Source organism: Helcobacillus massiliensis, from assembly GCF_033106145.1.
In the GTDB taxonomy this organism is placed as follows: Bacteria; Actinomycetota; Actinomycetes; order Actinomycetales; family Dermabacteraceae; genus Helcobacillus; species Helcobacillus massiliensis.
In genome coordinates this window covers 722,381-745,357 of record NZ_CP136959.1, presented here as the reverse complement: position 1 = coordinate 745,357, position 22,977 = coordinate 722,381, and the positions used below count along the sequence as shown (strand labels likewise).

Here is a 22,977-nt window from a genome sequence, read left to right as displayed (position 1 = left end):
AGCCCCGCATGACCGGATCGAGCCGAGCCGGTCAGATCGAGCCGAGCTCCAGGCGGTACAGGCCGTAGTTGTAGGCATCGAACAGCGCCTCCCAGGAGGCTTCGATCATGTTCGGCCCCACGCCCACGGTCGTGAACGTCTCCCCCGGGATCGCGGTGGTGACCAGCACACGCGTGATCGCCGACGCGCCCACCTCGGAGTCGAGGATGCGGACCTTGAAGTCCTGCAGCTCGAACGTCAGGACCTGCGGGTAGCTGCGCGACAGCGCCGTGCGCAGCGCCGAGTCCAGCGCATGCACCGGACCGTTGCCCTCAGCGATCGTCACCTCGCGCCCGAAGCGGCCATCGCCCTTCAGCTTCACCGTCGCCTCGGACTCCACGGAGCCGTCGCGGAACTGGTGGCTCGTGGCCCGCCACGACTCCACCTGCGCGTACGACGGAGCGCCGCGCATCTCATCCATCAGCAGCATCGCAAACGACGCATCGGCCGCCTCATAGCTGTACCCGGCCGCCTCCCGCTGCTTCACAGTGCGGGCCAGGCGCGCCAGCAGATCCTTGCTGCCGGCGAGGTCGAAGCCGAGCTCCCGGCCCTTCAGCTCGATCGAGGCGCGTCCCGCCATATCGGAGATGATCATCCGCATGTCATTGCCGATGTGGCGCGGATCGATGTGCTGATACAGATCCGGGTCCACCCGGATCGCCGAGGCGTGCAGACCGGCCTTATGGGCGAACGCGCTCGACCCGGTGTACGGTGCGCGCGGCTGAGTCGGCATATTCGCAATCTCACCGATCGCGTGGGCGATGCGGGTCGCGTCCTCCAGCGCGGCCGCCGGCACGATGTCGCGCCCCATCTTCAGCTGCAGGTTCGCCACCACGGGGATGAGATCGGCGTTGCCGGTGCGCTCACCGTAGCCGTTGACGCAGCCCTGCACGTGCATCGCGCCGCCGCGCACCAGCTCAAGGGAGTTGGCGATCGCGCAACCGGTGTCGTTGTGCATGTGAGCGCCCAGCTGCGGGTCCCGGATCCCGTCGGCCTCAAGACGCTCCCGCAGCTCCGCGTGGATCTCGGTGACCCGGTGGGGCAGCATCCCGCCGTTGGTGTCGCACAGCACCACCACGGCGGCGCCCGCCCGCAGCGCCGCCGCCACCACACGGGTGGCGTAGTCGGGGTCGCAGTCGAAGCCGTCGAAGAAGTGCTCCGCATCCACGAAGACCTCGCGGCCCGCCTCCCGCAGATGGCCGACGGTGTCCGTCACCATCGCCAGGTTCTCCTCCGGCGTGGTGCGCAGAGCGTCGGTGACGTGGCGGATATCCGACTTCGCGACGATCGTGATCGTCCCGGCGCCGGAGTCCAGCAGCGCCTGCACCTGCTCGTCATCCTCCACAGCTGTGTCCGCGCGTCGGGTCGCGCCGAAGGCCGCCAGCCGGGCGTGACGCAGCCGCAGCTCCCTCTCGGCGCGCTGGAAGAACTCGGTATCGCGCGGAATCGCGCCCGGCCAGCCGCCTTCGATGTAGGTGACGCCGAGCTCGTCGAGCAGACGGGCGACCCGCAGCTTGTCCTGCACCGACAGGCTGAGGCCCTCCTGCTGGGAGCCGTCGCGCAGGGTCGTGTCGTAGATGTGGAAGGCAGTCATGGGTGCATCATACGAGTCGGTGCATCCATCCTCGGTCGTCAGCAATGCGGCCGTACTGCAGGTCCGTCAGGATGCGACGCAGCGCCATCGTGGTCTCGCCCGATCCGCCGTCGCCGATGGTCCACTCCCCCTGTTCGGAGGCGAGCTTCCCGATCGGGTTGATGACCGCGGCGGTGCCGGCGGCGAACATCTCCAGCACCTCACCGGAGGCGATGTCCTCAGCGAGCCGATGGATGTCGATGCGCTCCTCCACGGGGGTGAGGCCGTGGTCGGGAGCCAGCTCCAGGATCGAATCGCGGGTCACGCCGGGCAGGATCGAACCGGTGAGCTGCGGGGTGACGAGGCGGCCGTCGCTGTGGAGCACGAACACGTTCATACCGGACAGCTCGTCGATGAAGGTGTGGGTCTCGGAGTCGAGGAACATCACCTCGTCAGCGCCCTGGCCCACAGCGGAGTTCTTCCCCTCCAGCGAGGAGGCGTAGTTGCCGCCGCACTTCGCGAAGCCGGTGCCGCCTCGGCCGGCCCGGGCGTAGTCCGGGGAGATCCACACCGTCAGCGGCTGCACGCCGCGCGGGAAGTAGTCACCGGCGGGTGAGGCGATCGTGTAGAAGTCCACAGTGTGGGAGGCGCGCACACCCAGGAAGTTCTCGTTGGCGAACATGAACGGACGCAGGTACAGCGACTTCTCCCCACCGCCGGGCACCCACGGCTCATCGGCCTGCACCACGGCTTCAAGGCTGGCGATGAAGTCCGCGGTGGACAGCGGCGGCAGGGCCAGGCGCTCAGCGGACCGCTGGAAGCGCAGGGCGTTCATATCGGGGCGGAAGGTCCACACGGAGCCGTCGGCGTGACGGAACGCCTTGAGGCCCTCGAAGATCTCCTGCGCGTAGTGCAGCACGGCACTGGCCGGCTCGATGTTCAGCGGCCCGTAGGGCAGCACCTCGCCGCTGCTCCAGCCCTCGCCGACCGTCCAGCGCTGATGCGCCATGTAGTCGGTGAAGTGGTTGCCGAAGCCGGGTGCAGCGAGGATCTCGGCGCGGCGCTCGTCACTGGTGCGGCGCGGCGCTGTGGGCGGTGTGTAGGTCATGGCGGGCTCCCTGGTGCGGGGCGGGCAGCAGAGGCGATTGCTGCCTGCGGAACGGATGGTGTCAGGCGCGGACTGCGGCGGCGATCGCGTCGCCCACGTCGGTGGTGGAGCGCGTGCCGGGCGCGGTGGCGGCGAGGTCGGCGTGCACAGCGGAGCGGATGCGCTCGGCGGCGTCCGTCAGGCCCCGGCTGTCCAGCAGCAGGGCAGTGGAGAGGATCGCCGCGGTCGGGTCCGCGATGCCCTGCCCGGCGATGTCCGGGGCGGAGCCGTGCACCGGTTCGAACATCGAGGGGAAGTCACCGGACGGATTGAGGTTGCCGGAGGCGGACAGTCCGATGCCGCCGGAGATCGCGCCCGCGAGGTCGGTGATGATGTCGCCGAAGAGGTTGTCGGTGACGATGACGTCGAACCGGGACGGGGAGTCCACCAGGTGGATCATCATGGCGTCGATGTGCTTGTAGTCGACCTCGACCTCGGGGTACTCGGCACCGACCTCGTCGGTGATGCGCCGCCACAGGTGCCCGGCGTGCACCAGCACGTTGTGCTTGTGCACCAGCGTGAGGCGCTTGCGGCGCGCCTCCGCCTGCTCGAACGCGTAGCGGACCACGCGCTCCACACCGAGGGCCGTGTTGAGCGACACTTCGGTCGCAACCTCGTCGGCCGTGCCTTCGCGCATCGTGCCGCCGTTGCCGACGTACATCCCTTCGGTGCCCTCGCGGACCACCAGGAAGTCCACCTCGCCCGGATCGGCGAGCGGGGAGGGAACGTTCGGCAGCAGCACGGTGGGTCGCAGGTTCACGTAGTGCTGGAAGGCGAAGCGCAGGCGCAGCAGCAGGCCCCGCTCCAGGACGCCGGAGGGGACGGAGGGGTCGCCGACGGCGCCCAGCAGGATCGCATCGTGCTGGGCGAGGGCCTCCATGTCCTCGTCGGGGAGGGCCTCGCCGGTGGCGTGCCAGCGGCGGGCACCGAGGTCGTACTCCTCGGTGGTGAGCTGGACGTCGGTGCCCTCGAGCACGGCCTGCAGGACCTTGAGCGCTTCGGGGATCACCTCCAGGCCGATGCCGTCGCCGGGGATGACTGCGAGGTTGAGCGAGGACATGGAGCCTCTTTCTGTTCCGAGGATGAGTGGGTCAGTAGGAGACGTTGACCGCAGCTGCGCGGGTGGCGTCGATGGAGCTCTGGATGGTGGCGGCGAGCTCGCCGGTGGCGGGCCGATCCAGGTTGAGGGCGACCAGGGCCTCACTGCCGGAGTCGGCTTCGCGGGACACCTGCATGCCGGCGATGTTGCTGCCGGCGCCGCCCAGCACCGCACCGATCTGGCCGACGATGCCCGGGCGGTCCCGGTAGGTGATGACGAGCATGTGATCGCTCAGCGGCACATCCAGCTGGTGGCCGTTGATGCCGACCAGCTTGTGCTCCTGCGTCTTGGAGGCGAGGGTGCCGACCACCGAGACGATGCGGCCGCTGGAGAGGGTGCCTCGCAGCTCGATCTCGTTGCGGAAGCGCTCCGAGTGGGTGTCGGTGACGAGCTCCACGTCGATGTCGCGCTGCTCGGCGAGGACCGGGGCGTTCACGTAGGACACGGTCTGGTCCACGATCGGGCGGAACACGCCGCGCAGGGCGGACAGCTTCACCGCGGAGACGTCCTTCTCGGCGATCTCGCCGCGCACGATGACCTTGAGCTTCGAGGGCGAGTAGTCGGCGAGGGCGGTGAACACCTGGCCCATGCGGTCGGCGAGGGCGATGCCGGGGCGCACGGACTTCGCGATCTCGCCGCCCGAGACGTTCACGGCATCCGGCACCAGCTCACCGGCCAGGGCGAGCCGCACCGACTTCGCGACCGCCACGCCGGCGCGCTCCTGCGCCTCATCGGTGGAGGCGCCGAGGTGGGGCGTAAGGGTGACGTTCGGCAGGGTGAGCAGGCGGCTGGCGTTCTCGGAGGCCGACGGGGGCTCAGCAGAGAACACATCCAGACCTGCTGAGCGGATCTGACCGGTGGTGAGGGCGTCGTAGAGCGCGTCCTCGTCGATGAGGCCGCCGCGGGCGGCATTGACGACATGGAGGCTGGGCTTGGCAACGGCGAACTGGTCGGCGCCGATCATGCCGGTCGTCTCGGGTGTCTTCGGCATGTGGATGGTGAGGATGTCGGCGCGGCGCATCAGCTCCTCGAGGGTCACGGAGGTGACGGAGAATTCGGCGGCGCGGGCCTTGGAGACGTAGGGGTCGTAGCAGAGCAGCTCGACGCCGAAGGGCTGCAGGCGCTCGGCGACGAGCTGGCCGATGCGGCCGAAGCCGACGATGCCGACGGTCTTCTCGAACAGTTCGAGACCGGTGAGCTGCTTGCGCTCCCAGCGACCGTCCTTCGTGGAGGCGCTGGCTTCGGCGATGTGCCGCAGTCCCGCGAGCATGTGGGCGATGGCCAGTTCGGCGGCGGAGACGATGTTGGAGGTGGGGGCGTTGATCACCATGACGCCGGCCGAGGTGGCGGCGTCCACGTCCACGTTGTCCAGGCCCACGCCGGCACGCGCGACGGCCTTGAGCTTGGGGGCGTGCTGGAACACTTCCGTGTCCACGGTGGTGGCGGAGCGGACCAGCAGGGCGTCGACGTCGGAGACGGCGTCAAGGAGGGCCACGCGGTCGGTGCCGTCCACGGTGCGGACGTCGACGCCGTCGCCGAGGGCGGCGCGGGTGGCGGGTGAGAGCTCTTCGGCGATCAGAACGACGGGATTCGTCACGGTGGGTGCCTCCGATGGGGTGGAAGGGGTGATCCGTGATCGATCCTAGGAGCCGGCCGTCTCACGCCGTCTCAGCATTCAGCATATGGACCGTTCAGAGAGCGGACCCCTCATCGAACGACAGCGATGCGATGATCCCCTCCACCAGTTCCTCGAGCCGTTCCGCCGTGGGGGCGATCACGTCGATCCAGAACTGGTCCTTCGGTGTGGCGACCAGGATCACCGCCAGCGGCGTGGAGCCCAGCGACGACGCGGCCGCGGAGGTGCTCGCTGCGGCGACGGCGTAGTCGGCGCCGGGGACGTCGACGCGCGCTGCGGCGTCCACATGCATGACCGGCACCGGTCCCGTCGACGGGAGGCAGAACTGCATCACCTGGACCGTTTCGTCGCCGACCCGGGCTCCGACACTGGTGTCCAGCGCCTCGGCACCGTCGGCGAACGCGGGCGGCACCTTCAGACTGAGACCGGCGTGGGTGATCGCCGTCCAGTCCGCCGGCACCGAACCGACCCCGGGGTGCTGCGGCACCGCGTCCGCGTCCTTGACGTGCACCATCGTGCCGCTCTGCAGAGTTGCTCCCACAAGCGCCTGAGCATCGGAGGCGCCGTAGCTCAGTCCGACCGTGCGCATCAGCAGTTTCGTAGTGCCGTCCGACAGGACGATCGGGTAGTACCCCACCGCGGCGGCCTCCACCAGAGGCATTTCGGACACCTGAATGCCGGCTGCGCGCACAGCTGCGCCGGAGGCTCCGATGTGGAAGCGGATCTCGTTCGGCGAGTACGGCTCCGGTTCGGCGTCGAGCTGGTCCAGGAATCCTTCGCCGCCCTCGGGACCTCCGTTCAGGCCCACGCTCTGGAAGATCTCGTCGAGGGCGTGGGGGTCAGCCGTTTCACCGATCGCCGCAATGATCTCCGGACTGGCCTCCGTGTGCCTCTCGTTGGTCTTCTCGAACGCCACCGGGGAGTCGAGGACAGTGCGCACCGAAGCGGTGAGGAGCTTGCCGGGGAGCGCGTCGTCTCCGAACGGCGGCTTCCCGTTCTGCCTGCGCTCGGTGAGCGACGGCTGGGTGATGGGCGAATCCTTCGCGAACTGCGGGGCCCGCCAGCTGCCGAAGCGGTCGGTGCGCGAGGTGGAGCTCGGTGACAGCTTCGCTACCGCGTCGAGTGCCGCGAGGTCGAGGTCGACAGTGTCGAGATCGGCGATGCGGCCCCATCCGTCGAACGGCTGCCGGGGCGTCGGTGAGGCGCTGGGGCTCTGCGGGGACGGGGAGGACCCGTCGGCCGACGGGGTCTGCGGATCACCGCTGCTCCGGCTGGCGATGACCCCGCATCCGGACAGTCCGGCGGCGACGGCGGTGGGAACGCTGACAGCGGTGGCGGTGCGCAGGAGCGCGCGACGGCTCGTGGTGACCATGGCCACAACAATAGGCGAAAGCCGCCCGCCCCGGAGGGCGGACGGCTTCCAGCGGAGGCAAGGGCCGGAATCAGCGGGCTGCGGAGCCCTCGGTGTAGTCGGAGTCGAGCTGGTTGGCGTTCCAGGAGAACATGCCGCGCAGCTCCTTGCCGACGCCCTCGATCGGGTGGGCGGCTTCCTTCTCGCGCAGTTCGGCGAACTCCTTCGCACCGCCGTCCTGGTCGTCGATGAAGCGCTTGGCGAAGTCCCCGTTCTGGATGTCCTCGAGCACGGCCTTCATGTTCTTCTTGACGTTCTCATCGACCACGCGGGGGCCGGAGACGTAGTCGCCGAACTCAGCGGTGTCCGAGATGGACCAGCGCTGCTTGGAGATGCCGCCCTCGACCATGAGGTCCACGATGAGCTTGAGCTCGTGCAGCACCTCGAAGTAGGCGATCTCGGGCTGGTAGCCGGCCTCGGTGAGGGTCTCGAAGCCCGCCTGCACGAGGTGGCTCATGCCGCCGCAGAGAACAGCCTGCTCGCCGAAGAGGTCGGTCTCGGTCTCCTCGGTGAAGGTGGTCCGGATGCCTCCGGCGCGCAGACCGCCGATGGCCTTCGCGTAGGACAGGGCGATGTCCCAGGCGCTGCCGGATTCGTCGTGCTCAACAGCGACGATGACGGGGACGCCGCGGCCGGCTTCGTACTCGCGGCGCACGGTGTGGCCCGGGCCCTTCGGGGCGACCATGGCCACGTCCACGCCCTTGGGCGCTTCGATGTAGTTGTAGCGGATGTTGAAGCCGTGGGCGAAGAGGAGGACGTCGCCGTCCTTCAGGTTGTCCTTGATCGACTCGGCGAACACGGTGCGCTGGTGCTGGTCCGGGGTGAGGATCATGATGACGTCGGCCCACTGGGCGACCTCGTCGACGGTGCCGACGGTCAGGCCCTGCTCCTCGGCCTTGGCGCGGGACTTCGAGCCCTCCTTCAGGCCGATGCGGACGTCGACGCCGGAGTCGCGCAGGTTGAGGGCGTGGGCGTGGCCCTGGGAGCCGAAGCCGATCACGGCGACCTTGCGGCCCTGGATGATGCTGAGATCCGCATTGTCGTCGTAGAACATATCTGCCATGGGAGGAACTCCTTCAGGTTGGTGGGTGGTGCCAGTCTAGAGCCGGCGTCTTAGTCTGTGGTCAGGGGTCTTGCAGTCTGGGATCACAGGCCCTTGAGGGCCCGATCCGTCATCGACTTGCCGCCGCGGCCGATCGCCACCGCACCGGACTTCACGATCTCCCGGATGCCGAAGGGCTCCAGCATGCCCAGCAGCGCGGCGATCTTGTCCGCGGTGCCGGTGGCTTCGATCGTCACGGCATCCGGCGCGGCATCCACCACCTTCGCGCGGAACATCTGCATGATCTCCAGGATCGAGGTGCGCGAATCGTTGTCCGCCTTCACCTTGATGAGCACGATCTCGCGGGACACCGACTGGCGCGGGTCCAGCTGGATGATCTTGATGACGTTGACCAGCTTGTTCAGCTGCTTGGTGATCTGCTCGAGCGGCTGCTGGTCAACGTTCACCACAACGGTGATCCGAGAGATGTTCGGATACTCCGTCGGCCCCACCGCGAGCGAAGAGATGTTGTAGCCGCGGCGGGAGAAAAGCGCCGAGACGCGGGCGAGCACACCGGGGCGGTCCTCCACGAGCACCGACAGCGTGTGCGCGTTCTCGGGGTTCACTGTGACAGTCATGGCTCAGATTTCCCTTTCCCACTCGGGGGTCATGCCCTTGGCGATCTGGATCTCGTCGTTGGAGACGCCCGCGGGCACCATCGGCCACACCATCGCGTCCGCGCTGACGGTGAAGTCGATGACCACCGGTCGGTCGTTGATCTCCATCGCCGCGCGGATCGTGTCGTCGATGTCCTCATCGCGCTCGCAGCGCAGGCCCGCACAGCCGTAGGCGTCCGCCATCTTCACGAAGTCCGGGATCCGGCGAGTGCCGTGACCGGTGTTGAGGTCCGTGTGCGAGTAGCGCTGGTTGTAGAACAGGTTCTGCCACTGGCGCACCATGCCGAGGGAGGAGTTGTTGATGATCGCGACCTTGATCGGGATCTCATTGATCACGCAGGTGGCGAGCTCCTGGTTGGTCATCTGGAAGCAGCCGTCGCCGTCGATCGCCCACACCGGCATGTCCGGGCGACCCACCTTGGCGCCCATGGCGGCGGGCACCGAATAGCCCATGGTGCCCAGGCCCCCGGAGTTCAGCCAGGTGTACGGGTTCTCGAAGTCGATGAACTGCGCGGACCACATCTGGTGCTGCCCCACACCGGAGGCGTAGATCGAGTCCGGCCCGGAGATCGCTGAGATGCGGGAGATCACCTTCTGCGGCGCCGTGTAGCCGTCGGCGGTCTGGGTCCACCCCAGCGGGTAGGTCTCGCGCAGGTTCTCCAGCACCGACCACCAGGCTTCGTAGTCGCGCGGGTCGTCCTCCTCGAGGGCGGCGCGCAGTTCCTTCAGCATGCCGACGGCGACCTCGGCGGCCTCGCCCACGATCGGCACGTCCGCTTCGCGGTTCTTGGAGATCTCCGCGGGGTCCACATCGGCGTGGATGATCTTCGCGCCGGGCGCGAACGAGTCGAGACGTCCGGTCACGCGGTCGTCGAAGCGGGCGCCGATGGCGATGATCAGGTCAGCGCGCTGCAGCGCAGACACGGCGGAGACGCTGCCGTGCATGCCGGGCATGCCCAGGTGCCCGGGGTGGGAATCGGGCAGGGCGCCGCGGGCCATCAGCGTGGTGACGAACGGGATGGCGGATTCGTCCACCAGTTCGCGCACCTCCTTGGTCGCGCGGCCGCGCAGCACACCGCCGCCGAGGAGGAACACGGGGCGGCGCGCCGTCAGCATCAGCTCAACGGCTTCGCGCAGGCGCTTGGGGTGCGGGCGCGGCGGCAGGCGGTAGCCGAGCAGGCCCACCTCCTCGGGCCACTCGAACGTGGTCTGCGCCTGCTGCGCATCCTTGGTGATGTCCACGAGCACCACGCCGGGGCGGCCGGTGGAGGCGATGTGGAACGCCTTCTTGATGGTCATGGGGATCTCGTCGGCATCGGAGACGAGGAAGTTGTGCTTGGTGACCGGCATCGTCATGCCGACGATGTCCGCCTCCTGGAAGGCGTCGGTGCCGATGAAGGAGGAGCCCACCTGGCCGGTGATGACCACCATGGGGATGGAGTCCATCTGAGCGTCCGCAATGGCGGTGATGAGGTTGGTGGCGCCGGGCCCGGAGGTCGCGATCGCCACGCCCACCTTGCCAGTGGCGTGCGCGTAGCCGCTGGCGGCGTGGCCCGCGCCCTGCTCGTGGCGCACGAGGATGTGCCGCAGCTTCTTCGCATCCATCAGCGGATCGTAGGCGGGCAGGATCGCACCGCCCGGCAGGCCGAAGACGACTTCGGCTCCCGCATGCTCCAGGGACAGGATCAGCGACTCGGCCCCCGTCACGGTGTTCCCAGTCATCGGGCCTCCTCCAGTTTCAGGCTCGTGCAATGAAAAACCCCTCGGCCCGAGGGCTTCGAGGGGTGCGCGGCATCAGGGTGATGTGACCGAGGGGCGTCAGCCGCGCACGGGTACAACAAGAAGAATGATGCTCTGCATGACGCACATCATACGTGAGGCGCCCCCTTCCGCACCGGCGGTCCGCATCCTGAGATCTCGTCCCGGACAGCGGCCAGTGGGAGCGGGGGCGCCTGATGAGCGGGAGCCCATCGGGTCGACAGAACCCGTCGGCCGATCAGTCCAGGCGGCGGCGAGTCGCCCCGTAGGTTGCCGAGCGCACCAGGTGTGCGTACACCTTGAGCGCCTGGCTGACCTCGCGGTCCCGGCCGACGGGGCGCCACGGCAGCTCCCCGCGCGCCTCGCGGCGACGCTGCAGCTCCTCATCGGACACCTCCAGCCGGAGCTGGCGGGTGTCCACGTCGATCACGATCCGGTCGCCGTCCTCCACCAGACCGATCACGCCGCCCTCCGCCGCCTCCGGGGAGATGTGGCCGATGGAGATGCCGGACGTGCCGCCGGAGAAGCGGCCATCAGTGATGAGCGCGCAGGTGCGGCCGAGGCCGCGGCCCTTCAGGAACGAGGTCGGGTACAGCATCTCCTGCATGCCCGGTCCGCCCTGCGGACCCTCGTAGCGGATCACCACGACGTCACCGTCCACGATCGTCTTGGAGAGGATCTTCTCGATCGCCTGCTCCTGCGAATCGCACACCACGGCGCGGCCCTCGAAGTGGAACAGCTCCTCATCGATGCCGGCGGTCTTGATGACGGCTCCTTCGGCGGCGAGGTTGCCGGTGAGCACGCAGAGCCCGCCGTCCTTGGTGTGGGCGTGCGGCACGGAGCGGATCACGCCGTTCTCGGCATCGGTGTCCAGCTCCTTCCACAGGTTCGTGGAGGAGAACGCCTGGGTGGTGCGGACCCCGCCCGGGGCGGCCCGGAACAGCTGGAGCGCCTCCTCCGACGGGTCCTGCCCGCGGATGTCCCAGCGGTCCAGCCACGTGCGCAGATCCGGCGAGTGGACACTGGTGACGCTGTGGTCGAGCAGTCCGGCGCGGTCGAGCTCGCCGAGGATGGCGGGGATGCCGCCGGCGCGGTGGATGTCCTCCATGTGGGCGGTGCCGTTGGGCGCTACCTTCGTCAGGCACGGCACGTTGCGCGAAAGGCGGTCGATGTCCTCGAGGTCGAAGTCGATCCCTCCCTCGATCGCAGCGGCGAGGATGTGCAGCACGGTGTTGGTGGAGCCGCCCATGGCGACGTCCATGCTCATGGCGTTGGTGAACGCCGCCTTGTTGGCGATGCTGCGCGGGAGGGCGGACTCATCGTCCTGCTCGTACCAGCGGCGGGTCAGCTCCATGATCTGCGTGCCCGCGTCCAGGAACAGGTTCCGGCGCAGGGCGTGGGTGGCGAGGGTGGAGCCGTTGCCCGGCAGGGACAGGCCCAGCACCTCGGTCAGGCAGTTCATCGAGTTGGCGGTGAACATGCCGGAGCAGGAGCCGCAGGTGGGGCAGGCGCTTTCCTCGATCTCCGCGAGCTGCGCGTCGGTGATGGCGTCATTCGCGGACAGGGCGATCGCATCGACCAGATCGGTGCGGTGCTCCACCGCGCCGTCCACGGGTTTGCCGGACTCCATCGGTCCGCCGGAGACGAAGATCACGGGGATGTTGAGCCGCATCGCGGCCATCAGCATGCCCGGGGTGATCTTGTCGCAGTTGGAGATGCAGACCAGGGCATCGGCGCAGTGCGCGTTGACCATGTACTCTACGGAGTCGGCGATGACATCACGGCTCGGCAGGGAGTAGAGCATGCCTCCATGGCCCATGGCGATGCCGTCATCCACCGCGATGGTGTTGAACTCCTTGGAGACGCCGCCGGCCTCCTTGATCGCGGAGGCGACGAGATCGCCCATGTTCTTCAGGTGGACGTGGCCGGGCACGAACTGCGTGTACGAGTTCGCGATCGCGATGATGGGCTTGCCGAAGTCACCGGACTCCATGCCGGTGGCACGCCAGAGGGCGCGGGCTCCGGCCATGTTGCGGCCGTGGGTCGAGGTTCGTGAACGCAGATGAGGCATGGCCCCAAGACTACCGGGCGTTCGCGATGCGGAACAGTCGTCCCACACCGCGGACGCCCGGGGGCTCGCCGTCGGCCGCTGGTCAGTCCCGCTCCTGCGCCTGCGTGCTCGGGTAGTCCGGATCCGCGGCGAGGCGCTCCTGCACCGCGTCGAGCATCTGCTGTTCCCGATCCTCTTCGGCAGCCGCGGCAGCGATCTGCTCCTGGGACGGATCGTGATCGCCCATGCCGACCGCGAGCTCCGGATCCACCTGCTCGATCGCACCGGTGGTGACCTTCACGCGGTGACGGAGGATCTCCAGACGCAGCACCTTGGACAGCAGGTAGATGCCCAGCAGGTTCGGCACCGTCATGAGGAAGAACAGGGAGTCGGAGAAGCTGATCACGGACTCCAGGGAGATCGCGGAGCCCACCACAACGGCGAGGATCCACACCACCTGGAAGGCGCGCACCACCCAGGCGCGGTTGCCGACGATGAAGGTGACCGCGAGCTGGCCGTAGTAGTAGTAGCTCAGCACCGTGGAGAACGCGAACAGGATCACGGCGACGGTGAGGACGTACGGGAACCAGGAGGCGACGGTCGCGAACGCCTGCGAGGTGAGGACGATGCCGTCGGAGTCCGCGTCACCGTGCTCGTACACGCCGGTGACGGTGATCGCGAGCGCGGTCAGGGTGCAGATGATGACGGAGTCGACCAGCGGCTCCCACATGGCGGTGAAGCCCTCGGTAGCGGGGTGCTTCGTCTTCGAGGCGGAGTGCGCCATGGCGGCGGAGCCTACGCCGGCGGCGTTGGAGAACAGGGCTCGCTGAATGCCGGCGACGGCGACGCCGACCGCACCGCCGGCCACGCCCTCCGGTGAGAACGCGCCGGTGACGATGCGCAGGAAGGCATCGGGCACATGGGTGATGTTGGCGATGAGGACGGCGAGGACGCAGATCAGGTACACCAGCGCCATCAGCGGGGTGATCTTGGAGGTCCACCGGCCGATTGACTTGATGCCGCCGATGATGACGAGCGCTGCCAGGGCGGCCATGACCACGCCGACGACCCAGCGGTTGTCATTGAGGAAGTCCGACCCGGTCTGGTCGGCGAGGATGATCGCCGCCTGGTTGGACTGGAACAGGTTGCCGGCACCGAACACACCGATGGCGGCGAACAGGGCGTACATGAACGCGAGGACGCGGCCGGACTTCGGCATGCCGATCTCCGCCAGGCCGTGCTTGAGATAGTACATGGGGCCGCCGGAGGTGGTGCCGTCCTCGGCGACCTCGCGGTACTTCACGCCGAGGGTAGCCTCGGCCATCTTCACACTCATGGCGAGGAAGCCGAACAGGACGATCCACAGAGCGGCCCCGGGCCCGCCGATGGAGATCGCGACGGCGACACCGGCGATGTTGCCGAGGCCCACGGTGCCGGACAGCTCCGTGGCGAGCGCCTGGAAGGAGGACACCTCTCCCGGGTCGGTCTTCTTGGTGAACCGACCGCGGATCACCTGGAGGGAGTGGCCGAGGCCGGTGATCGGCTGGAAGCGCAGCCACACCGTGAGGAAGAGGGCAGCGGCGATCAACCAGAGGACGATGATCGGCACTTCGACTCCCGCGATGACGGGAGAGTAGAAGACGATGGAGGACAACCCGTCCGCGAACGGTTTGAACGTGTCCTCAAGGAACTGGTCGATCGAGCCTGCAGCCACAGAATCTCCTGGTTCAAGCGGTTGGGAAGTTGGGACCGCAATCGATCTTTGCGTGTGAACTCGTCCACTTCAACACCAGAGGGTGCGGATGGATGAACGACACGTTGCGCCACGGTGACCGGATGAACAGTGATATCCGCTCCACCGACGGGTTCAGGCCACCTGGCTGACGCAGGCCCGTCCGCAGAGTGGTCGGTCACATGCAACGGGCCCGCTCACCGGAATCGGTGAGCGGGCCCGTCGGCCTGGACGCGCGGATCGGCTCAGCACCCCGCGCGCAGCAGGTCAGCCGGCGACGCCGAGCTTCTCCATGATGATCTGGCGGACGCGGCCGGCATCGGCCTGACCCCGGGTCGCCTTCATGACGGGGCCCATGAGGGCGCCGATGGCCTGCACCTTGCCGCCCTTGATCTTCTCGACCACATCGGGATTATCGGCGATGGCGGCGTCGACCGCGTCGGTGAGCACGGAGTCGTCGGAGACGACCGCGAGGCCCTTGTCCTCCACGATCTGCGCGGGCGAGCCGTCGCCGTCGGCCTCGACGATGACGCCGAGGACCTGACGGCCGATCTTGTCGTTGATCTTCTTCTCGTCGATCAGACCGATCAGCTCCGCCACCTGGGCGCTGGACACGCCGAGCTCGTCGAGCTCCACGCCCTTGTCCTTGGCGTAGCGGGCCAGCTCGCCCATCCACCACTTGCGGGCCGCCTGCGGCTTCGCACCGGCGTCCACCGTCTCCTGGATGAGGTCCAGGGCGCCGGCGTTGATGACGTCGCGCATCTCGAAGTCGCTGAAGCCCCACTCGCCGATGAGTCGGCGACGGCGCGCCGCCGGCAGCTCCGGCAGCGTGGAGCGCAGCTGCTCCACCCAGTCGCGGCTCGGCGCCACGGGCACGAGGTCCGGCTCCGGGAAGTACCGGTAGTCCTCGGCGTCGGTCTTCACACGTCCGGGGCTGGTCTCGCCGGTCTCGTCGTGGAAGTGGCGTGTCTCCTGCACCACGTCCATTCCGGCGTCGAGGACACCGGCCTGGCGGCAGATCTCGAAGCGGACGGCGCGTTCGATGGCGCGGAAGGAGTTGACGTTCTTCGTCTCGGTGCGGGTGCCGAGCGGGGCGTCCGCATCGGCGCGCAGCGACACGTTGATGTCCGCGCGGACGTTGCCGCGCTCCATCCGCGCCTCGGAGACGTCCAGAGCGCGGAAGATGTCCCGCAGGGTGCGCACGTACGCAGCGGCGACCTCGGGGGCGCGCTCGCCGACGTTCGGGATCGGGCGGGTGACGATCTCCACCAGGGGCACTCCGGCGCGGTTGTAGTCCACCTGGGAGTGGGTGGCGCCCTGGATGCGGCCGGTGGACCCACCGATGTGGGTGTTCTTGCCGGCGTCCTCCTCCATGTGGGCGCGTTCGATCTCCACGCGGACGATCTCGCCGTCCTCCAGTTCGACGTCGACCCAGCCGTCGAAGGCGATGGGCTCGTCGTACTGCGAGGTCTGGAAGTTCTTCGTCAGGTCCGGGTAGAAGTACTGCTTGCGAGCGAAGCGGCAGGACTCGGCGATCTCGCAGTTGAGGGCGAGGCCGATCCGGATCGCGTACTCCACAGCCTTCTCATTGACCACCGGCAGGGTGCCGGGCAGGCCGAGGGACACCTCGGTGATGGCGGTGTTCGGTTCGGCGGCGAACACGTTCGGTGCGCCGTCGAACATCTTGGTGGCGGTGCCGAGCTCCACGTGGACCTCGATGCCGAGCACTGGGTCGTAGGTCTTCACGGCGTCGTCGAAGTCCAGCGGCTGCACATCGAGGTACTCGCGGACCTTGTTCGCGCTGACGGGCTGAGCGCTCATCGGGCGCCTCCTTCCAGGGCCGGGGCCTGAGCGAGGATCGGACCGCCCCACTTCTGCTCGAGCAGCGCTTCGAGGGCGCCGCCGACGCGGTACAGGCGGTCATCGCCCAGGGCGGGGGCGAGGAACTGGATGCCGGCGGGCAGGCCGTCCTCGGCGAGACCGCTGGGCAGGGACATGCCGGGCACGCCCGCGAGGTTGGCGGGAATGGTGGCGATGTCGTTGAGGTACATCGTCATCGGGTTGTCCACTTTCTGTCCCAGCGGGAACGCCACGGTGGGGGCGGTGGGCGAGGCGAGGACGTCGACCTTCTCGTAGGCGGCGGCGAAGTCGCGCTGCACGAGGGTGCGGACCTTCTGGGCGCTGCCGTAGTAGGCGTCGTAGTAGCCGGAGCTGAGGGCGTAGGTGCCCAGCAGGATGCGGCGCTTCACCTCGGCGCCGAAGCCCTCACCGCGGGTGGCGGCCATGACGCGCTCAGCGGTCGGGTTGTCCTCGGGGATGACCCGCAGGCCGAAGCGCATGCCGTCGAACTTCGCGAGGTTGGAGCTCGCCTCCGACGGCATGATCAGGTAGTACGCACCGAGGGCGTACTCGAAGTTCGGGCAGGAGACGCGCACGATCTCAGCGCCGGCCTCCTCCAGCAGGGCGAGGGACTCCTCGAAGCGGGCGCGCACCAGCGGGTCGAAGTCGTCGTGCTCGAGCTGTTCGATGACGCCGACGCGCAGGCCCTTGACGTCCTTCGAGCGGGCGGCGGCGACGAAGTCGCCGAAGCCGTCCCTGATGGAGGTGGAGTCCTTCGGGTCGTAGCCGCCGATGACGTCGTGCAGCAGCGCCGCGTCCTCCACGGTGCGGGTGCAGGGCCCGGCCTGGTCCAGTGAGCTGGCCATGGCGATGAGGCCGTAGCGGGACACGGAGCCGTAGGTGGGCTTCACGCCGACGGTGCCGGTGACGGAGGCGGGCTGGCGGATGGAGCCGCCGGTGTCGGTGCCGATCGCGAGCGGGGCTTCGAAGCCGGCGACGGCGGCGGAGGAGCCGCCGCCGGAGCCGCCCGGGATGCGGTCCAGGTTCCACGGGTTGCGGGTGATGCCGTAGGCGCTGGTCTCGGTGGAGGAGCCCATCGCGAACTCGTCCATGTTGGTCTTGCCGAGGATCGGCAGGCGCGCCTGCTTGAGGTGGGTGACAAGGGTGGCGTCGTACGGCGGCACCCAGCCCTCGAGCATCGTGGAGCCCGCGGTGGTCTGAACACCGCGGGTGACGGCGATGTCCTTGACGGCGACGGGCACACCGGCGAGCGGCTCCAGCTGCTTCCCGGCGGCGCGGGCGGAGTCGACGGCGTCGGCGGTGGCGCGGGCGTCATCAGCGGTGACGGTGATGAAGGCGTTGAGGTCGGAGTCGACCGCCTCGATGCGCTCGAGGTGGGCGTCGGTGAGTTCGCGGGCGCTGAACTCGCCGGCGGCGAGGCCGGCGGCCATCTCAGCAGCGGACTTGCGGATCAGATCGGTCATCTCACTCCTCCCCCAGGATCTGCGGAACGACGAAGCGTCCGTCGGCCGCCTCGGGGGCGCCCGCGAGCGCCTCCTCCTGGGTCAGCGTCCGGGTGACCTCATCGGCGCGGAACACGTTGGTCATCGCAATGGGGTGGCTGGTGGCGGGGACGTCGTCGCTGGCGACCTCGCTGACCGATGCGACCGCGGTGAGGATCGCGTCGAACTCGCCCGCGAAACGGGTGAGCTCCTCATCGGTGAGCTGGATGCGAGCGAGAGACGCGAGGCGCGCGACTTCTTCACTACTCATTGTTGGCATGGGGCCCATTCTAGGCCCGTGGCCGCGCGCCTCGTCTCTCAGTCCTTGAGAGCTGCGGGGCCCTCTGAGAGGAGGCGCACGAACTGCGCTTCGTCGAGGATCCGCAGGCCCAGTTCTTCGGCCTTGTCGGCCTTGGATCCGGCGTTCTCGCCGACCACGACGAAGTGGGTTCGCTTGGAGACGGAGCCGGAGGCCTTGCCGCCGCGGCTGAGGATGGCCTCCTTGGCGCCGTCGCGGGTGAAGCCCTCCAGGGAGCCGGTGACCACCACGGTGATGCCCTCGAGGGTGCGCGGGGCGTCCTCGTCCTGTTCGTCCTCCATGGTGACGCCGGAGGCGGCCCAGGCGTCGACCAGGTCGGCGCGCCACTGATCGGCGAAGAAGGCGCGGACGGATTCGGCGACCACGGTGCCGACCCCGTCGGTGTCGGCGAGGCGGTCGACATCGGCGGTGCGGATCGCCTCCATGGAGCCGAACGCGGTGGCCAGGGAGCGGGCCGCCGTGGGGCCGACATGACGGATCGACAGCGCCACCAGAACACGCCAGAGGTCGGTGTCCTTCGCCTTCGCGAGCTCGTCGATCAGCTTCGTGGTGGTGGCCGACGGCTTCTCCTCCTTCACCCGGGTCTCACCGGTGGACTTCAGGCGGGTGGTCGTGCGCTTGGTCCAGAACGCGCGGACCAGGCGCCAGTCGCCGGTCGGCTCGCCCTTCCTCCGCAGCGGCTGGTACACGAAGACGTCGCGGAGGTCGTCGGCGGTGAGGTCGAAGAGGTTGCCGCCGGTGCGGACCACGGGGGTCTGTTCGCCGGGGACGTCGTCGGCGTCGCGGATGCGGCCGGTTTCGGTGTCGAGGGCGTGGCCGGCGCGGACGGCGGCGATGGCTTCGTCGCGGCGCTGGTCGGGGTTGGTGAGGGCCAGGGCGCTCTCCTCCCCGAGTGCTTCGATGTCGAAGGCGCCGCGGCTGGCGGCGTGCGCGATGCGGCCGGTGACCTGAGCGGGGCAGTCCTTCTGGTTGGGGCAGCGCCAGTCCTTCTCCCCCTCGTTGGTGGGGGCGATGCGGGTGCCGCAGGAGGGGCAGTCGGCGGGCATCTCGAAGGCGCGCTCACTGCCGTCGCGGAGGCGCTCGACGGGGCCGAGGATCTCAGGGATCACGTCACCGGCCTTGCGCAGGATGATGGTGTCGCCGATGAGGACCCCTTTGCGCTCCACCTCGAACTGGTTGTGCAGGGTGGCCTTCTCCACGGTGGACCCGGCGACCTTGACGGGTTCCATCACGCCGAACGGGGTGACGCGGCCGGTGCGGCCCACCTGCACCTGGATGTCCAGGAGCTTCGTGGTGACCTCTTCGGGCGGGTACTTGTAGGCGATGGCCCAGCGGGGGGCGCGGGAGGTGGAGCCGAGGGCGCGCTGGTGGGCGAAGTCGTCGACTTTGATGACGATGCCGTCGATCTCGTGCTCGAGGTCGTGGCGCTTATCGCCGAACTCATCGATGTACTCGCGCACCTCGGCGAGGGAGTGCAGAACGCGGGAGTGGGGGCTGGTGGGCAGGCCCCAGGAGGCGAGCAGCTCGTACGTCTCGGACTGGCTCGTGGGGTACTCGCCGCCTTCGTGGGCGCCGATGCCGTGGACGTAGACCTCGAGGGCGCGGGACGCGGTGACGGCGGCGTCCTTCTGCCGCAGCGAGCCGGCGGCGGTGTTGCGGGGGTTAGCGTATTCGGCGAGCCCGTCGGCGCGGCGCTGCTCGTTGAGCTTCTCGAACTCGGCGGTCGGGTAGAACACTTCGCCGCGCACTTCGAGGATCTGGGGTGGATGCTCGGTGGTCAGGCGCTGCGGGACGGAGGCGATGGTGCGGACGTTCGCGGTGACGTCCTCGCCGATGCGGCCGTCGCCGCGGGTGACGCCGCGGATCAGTTCGCCGTTCTCGTAGACGAGGGAGACGGCGAGGCCGTCGATCTTCAGTTCGGTGAGGAACGCGGGGGTGCCGGGCGCCTCCTTCTGGGTGCGTTCGGCCCATTCGTCGATCTCCTCGACGCTGAAGGCGTTGTCCAGGCTCATCATCCGCTGGATGTGCGGTGTGGGGGTGAAGCCGGCCGCGACGGCGCCGCCGACGGTCTCGGTGGGCGACTCCTCGCTCTTCAGCTCGGGGTTCTCCTCTTCGAGGGCCTTCAGCTCGCGTTCGAGCTCGTCGTACTGGGCGTCGGCCATGATCGGCTCGTCGTCCTCGTAGTACGCGGAGCGGGCTTCGGCGAGCTGGGCGCGCAGCTCATCGATGCGGGCCCGTGCTTCGAGATCAGTGGTCTCGCTCATGCGTCCTCCCCCTGGGCTGCGCGGCCGACGGGGACCACCCTGACCTGCTCAGCGCTGGTGCGGGCGGCCTGAAGGACCTCCATCGTGTGCAGGGCCTCCGCCACGGGGACTGGGCCCTCTCCCCCGCTGGTGATCGCGTCGGCGAACGCTTCGTACAGCTCGGTGACATCACCCTTCTGGCTGGGGATGGTCTCCGCCCGGCCCTCCCGGGTCTGCGGCTCACCGGCGTCCTCCCGCAGGCGCAGGGTGCCCCAGCGCGCCTTCTGCTCGAAGCCCCAGGCGTCGCGGTCGTGCTCGGGCCAGTGGCCGGCCTGCACCGCGTCGGCCTGCACGTCGGTGTAGTCCGAGATGTAGCAGCCCTCATCGGAGGTGAGGCGGAGGCGCCGCCCGACGATGCCGGACGCCTTGGTCGCCGACACCAGCGACTGGGCGCCGTTCTCGTGCTCGATCGCGATCGCGTGCGCCACGTCGGTGGGGCCCTGGTCGGTCGGGCGCATCTGCAGCTGGGCGTGGACGCTGGTGGCGGGGCCCAGCAGGTGCAGGGCGCAGTCGATGACGTGCGGGCCGAGGTCCAGCAGGACCCCGCCCTTCGAGGCGACGCGCTCGGGGGCGGAGAACCCCTGGTCGAGGGCGAACTCGAACCGGCGCACCTGGCCGAGTCGGCCCGACTGCATGAGGGCGCGGGCGGTGCGGATGTCGGTGTCGTACCGGCGGTTGTGGAACACGGTCAGCAGCACGCCGGCCTCCTCGGCGGCGCGCGCCATCTCCTGGGCGTCGGCGTAAGTGAGCGCGAACGGTTTGTCCACCACCACGTGCAGTCCCCGTCGGACCGCTTCCAGGGTGAGGTCGCGGTGGGTTGCGGGCGGGGTGGAGATGACGACGGCCTCGGCTCCGGCGGCCTGGACGCCGTCGAGGTCGGCCACGATCCGGGCCGACGGGTTCTCCGCGCGGGCCTGGGCGGCGCGTTCCGCGTTGGTGACCTGGACGGCGACGAGGTCGAGGTTCTGCGCGGCGCGGATGAAGGGGGCGTGGAAGACCCGGCCGCCGAGTCCGTACCCGATGAGTCCGATGCGTGCTGTCATGGTCCCCAGTCTGTCACCTCACTCGCGCGTACGCTGAGTCCATGACCTCGATCCCCGTCTTCCCACGCACCGGTGCGCAGCCGCCCGGCCCGGCCGAGAACATCTGGCTGCGCGCAGTGCACACCAACCCCAATCATGCCGCGGACTACGTCCAGCGGTGGCGGCGCCTCGCGGCGCAGGGGCAGGACATCCACGGGGAGGCGCGCATGATCGATGCGATGCTCGAGCGGGGCTCGTTCGTCATCGACGCGGGCTGCGGCACCGGCCGCACCGGGGGCTATCTCTTCGACGCCGGGCACCGCGTCATCGGTGTGGACCTCGATGAAACCCTCATCGCGGCGGCCAGGACGGACCATCCGGGGGCCGACTGGCGGGTGGGCAACCTCGCCGAGCTCGACCTGCGCGCCGCTGACGGGTCCCGCCTCATGGCCGATGTCATCGTCTCCGCCGGCAATGTGATGACGTTCCTCGCAGCCGCGGAGCGCAGGCCCGCGCTGGTGGCGATCCGCGCTCACCTGTCGAGCACGTCGCGCTTCGTGGCGGGTTTCCAGACCCACCGCGGATGGTCCGCCGAGGACTTCATCGCCGATGCCGAACGCGCCGGGATGCGCCTTCAGCAGGCGTTCTCCTCCTGGCAGCTGGCGCCGTTCACCGGGGAGGACGGCTTCCTCGTCGCGGTGCTCGTGCGCGCCTGAGCCTCAGGCCTCCAGGCGCTCGCCCCACCGCAGCATCATCCGCATGCCCTGCTCGATCTCCGGCAGGCTCAGCGCCTGGTCCGCGGTCAGCGACTGCTCCCGCCGGCGCGCCGAGCCGCGGCTGAGCAGGAAGTCGAACCCGCGCGCCTCGCGCGGCGCGAACCCGAGCTCCCGCCAGCAGCTGAGCACATGGGACAGTGCCTTCTCCTCCCGCCCGGGCGCGAGGACGAACGTCAGCCCGACGCCGCGGTCGCGGGCATCGGCGAGCAGCTCCCACAGCCTCCCCGGCCGCCGCGCCTGCCCTGAGAGCGGGTCCAGGCCGATGCGTTCGGCGCCCGCCGACCGCGCCGCATCCACCAAATCGGTGTGGGCATCGATGAGGACGCGTGGCTGTGTGGGCGCGCCGCGGAGGACTGCTGCGAGGTGGCGGGTGATGGCGTCCCGGCCGACGGGCGGGTGGAACCGGTACCCGGAGGCGGTGCGGATCCGGCCCTGCTGAACAGCGCGCAGGCCCCGCTCGTCGAGCGTGATGTCCAGGGCTGCGCCCGGCACCCGTTCACGGACCTGCGCCGTCTCGCGCGCGAGTCCGTCGGCCAGCAGTTGCGGCAGATCGCGCAGCAGGCCCGGGTCGCCGAGCGCCCGCTCCCCCGAGGCGGTGAACACGGCGGCCGCGAGCGCCACGGATCCGGGCCGCTGGATGGTGAGGGGTCCGTCGAAGCCGAACAGAGCGATGCGCGCGGCGTCCAGCAGGCGGTTCGCGTGGTCGCGGGCGGCGTGGAGGGCGAGGCCGTCGCCCACTCCGACCCGCCAGCCGTACGGGGCGAGATCACCGGTGAGATCGAGGCTGGCGAGAGCGGCGGCGAGCGGGGTGTCGATCAGGGCGGAGGAGGCCGCGCCGGTGGCGGTGTCGGCGGCGGCGCTGTGCGCCAGCGCGGGGGCCGACGGGATCTGCTCGTCCACACCGCTGCCGAGAAGCGAGCGGGATCGCTCCAGGCGGTGCATCAGCGCATCGGCGATGACGGCGGAATCCCCCGCGGTGAGGCTCGTGGCCGGCAGTCGGAGCGTGGAGTCGGTGACCAGTCGCGCCAGTGGTGCGCTGCTCATGCTCGATG

At 69.2% G+C, this 22,977-nt stretch carries 17 protein-coding genes; 1 reads left to right on the top strand and 16 read right to left on the bottom strand.

The genetic code is table 11. The features are described 5' to 3' along the window. Positions 1 to 31: 31 nt before the first annotated feature. The 15 genes from cimA to R3I40_RS03405 form a co-directional block, all read right to left on the bottom strand. Complete coding sequence (cimA, locus tag R3I40_RS03475; protein ID WP_183373993.1) at positions 32 to 1,633, bottom strand: citramalate synthase; 1,602 nt, start codon at positions 1,631 to 1,633, stop codon at positions 32 to 34. A gap of 7 nt (positions 1,634 to 1,640) precedes the next feature. Continuing rightward, a complete protein-coding gene (locus tag R3I40_RS03470; protein ID WP_285262069.1) occupies positions 1,641 to 2,720 on the bottom strand; it encodes a branched-chain amino acid aminotransferase in 1,080 nt (359 codons plus the stop codon). A gap of 61 nt (positions 2,721 to 2,781) precedes the next feature. Then, positions 2,782 to 3,819 (bottom strand): 3-isopropylmalate dehydrogenase, encoded by a 1,038-nt coding sequence (locus R3I40_RS03465; RefSeq protein WP_285262068.1) that lies wholly within the window; start codon positions 3,817 to 3,819, stop codon positions 2,782 to 2,784. Between the two features lie 31 nt (positions 3,820 to 3,850). Further along, a complete protein-coding gene (gene serA, locus R3I40_RS03460) occupies positions 3,851 to 5,455 on the bottom strand; it encodes a phosphoglycerate dehydrogenase (RefSeq protein WP_285262067.1) in 1,605 nt (534 codons plus the stop codon). Between the two features lie 94 nt (positions 5,456 to 5,549). After that, entirely contained in the window at positions 5,550 to 6,866 is a 1,317-nt protein-coding gene (locus tag R3I40_RS03455; RefSeq protein ID WP_285262066.1) for a hypothetical protein, read from the bottom strand. A gap of 70 nt (positions 6,867 to 6,936) precedes the next feature. Then, a complete protein-coding gene (ilvC, locus tag R3I40_RS03450; RefSeq protein WP_285262065.1) occupies positions 6,937 to 7,968 on the bottom strand; it encodes a ketol-acid reductoisomerase in 1,032 nt (343 codons plus the stop codon). Between the two features lie 83 nt (positions 7,969 to 8,051). Further along, the gene (ilvN, locus tag R3I40_RS03445; protein ID WP_285262064.1) at positions 8,052 to 8,585 is read right to left on the bottom strand and encodes an acetolactate synthase small subunit; all 534 of its coding nucleotides are present in this window, start codon (positions 8,583 to 8,585) and stop codon (positions 8,052 to 8,054) included. A gap of 3 nt (positions 8,586 to 8,588) precedes the next feature. Further along, positions 8,589 to 10,346 (bottom strand): acetolactate synthase large subunit, encoded by a 1,758-nt coding sequence (locus tag R3I40_RS03440; protein ID WP_183373973.1) that lies wholly within the window; start codon positions 10,344 to 10,346, stop codon positions 8,589 to 8,591. Positions 10,347 to 10,620: 274 nt separating this feature from the next. Beyond that, positions 10,621 to 12,453, bottom strand: coding sequence for a dihydroxy-acid dehydratase (ilvD, locus tag R3I40_RS03435; RefSeq protein ID WP_285262063.1), 1,833 nt, complete (start codon positions 12,451 to 12,453; stop codon positions 10,621 to 10,623). Between the two features lie 82 nt (positions 12,454 to 12,535). Beyond that, on the bottom strand, positions 12,536 to 14,146 hold the full coding sequence (locus R3I40_RS03430; protein ID WP_285262062.1) for an alanine/glycine:cation symporter family protein: 1,611 nt from the start codon (positions 14,144 to 14,146) through the stop codon (positions 12,536 to 12,538). Positions 14,147 to 14,431: 285 nt separating this feature from the next. Continuing rightward, positions 14,432 to 15,985 carry an Asp-tRNA(Asn)/Glu-tRNA(Gln) amidotransferase subunit GatB gene (gene gatB, locus R3I40_RS03425; protein ID WP_285262061.1) on the bottom strand — a complete coding sequence of 518 codons (1,554 nt, stop codon included), beginning with the start codon at positions 15,983 to 15,985 and terminating at the stop codon, positions 14,432 to 14,434. Further along, the gene (gene gatA, locus R3I40_RS03420; RefSeq protein ID WP_285262060.1) at positions 15,982 to 17,487 is read right to left on the bottom strand and encodes an Asp-tRNA(Asn)/Glu-tRNA(Gln) amidotransferase subunit GatA; all 1,506 of its coding nucleotides are present in this window, start codon (positions 17,485 to 17,487) and stop codon (positions 15,982 to 15,984) included. The genes gatB and gatA overlap by 4 nt, the downstream gene beginning before the upstream one ends. 1 nt (position 17,488) lies before the next feature. Next, positions 17,489 to 17,785 carry an Asp-tRNA(Asn)/Glu-tRNA(Gln) amidotransferase subunit GatC gene (gene gatC / locus R3I40_RS03415; protein ID WP_183373963.1) on the bottom strand — a complete coding sequence of 99 codons (297 nt, stop codon included), beginning with the start codon at positions 17,783 to 17,785 and terminating at the stop codon, positions 17,489 to 17,491. A 38-nt stretch (positions 17,786 to 17,823) separates the two neighbouring features. After that, a complete protein-coding gene (gene ligA, locus R3I40_RS03410; RefSeq protein ID WP_285262059.1) occupies positions 17,824 to 20,088 on the bottom strand; it encodes an NAD-dependent DNA ligase LigA in 2,265 nt (754 codons plus the stop codon). Next, positions 20,085 to 21,170: a Gfo/Idh/MocA family oxidoreductase gene (locus tag R3I40_RS03405; protein ID WP_183373959.1), complete on the bottom strand. Its 1,086-nt coding sequence runs from the start codon at positions 21,168 to 21,170 to the stop codon at positions 20,085 to 20,087. Before R3I40_RS03405 ends, ligA begins: the two co-directional genes overlap by 4 nt. A 41-nt stretch (positions 21,171 to 21,211) precedes the next feature. Between R3I40_RS03405 and R3I40_RS03400 the strand changes: the two genes are divergently transcribed. Beyond that, positions 21,212 to 21,865 carry a class I SAM-dependent DNA methyltransferase gene (locus R3I40_RS03400; RefSeq protein WP_183373957.1) on the top strand — a complete coding sequence of 218 codons (654 nt, stop codon included), beginning with the start codon at positions 21,212 to 21,214 and terminating at the stop codon, positions 21,863 to 21,865. A gap of 3 nt (positions 21,866 to 21,868) precedes the next feature. On the opposite strand, the gene R3I40_RS03395 is transcribed toward R3I40_RS03400, so the two are convergent. Next, positions 21,869 to 22,969 (bottom strand): hypothetical protein, encoded by a 1,101-nt coding sequence (locus tag R3I40_RS03395; RefSeq protein ID WP_239375007.1) that lies wholly within the window; start codon positions 22,967 to 22,969, stop codon positions 21,869 to 21,871. Between the last annotated feature and the right edge of the window lie 8 nt (positions 22,970 to 22,977).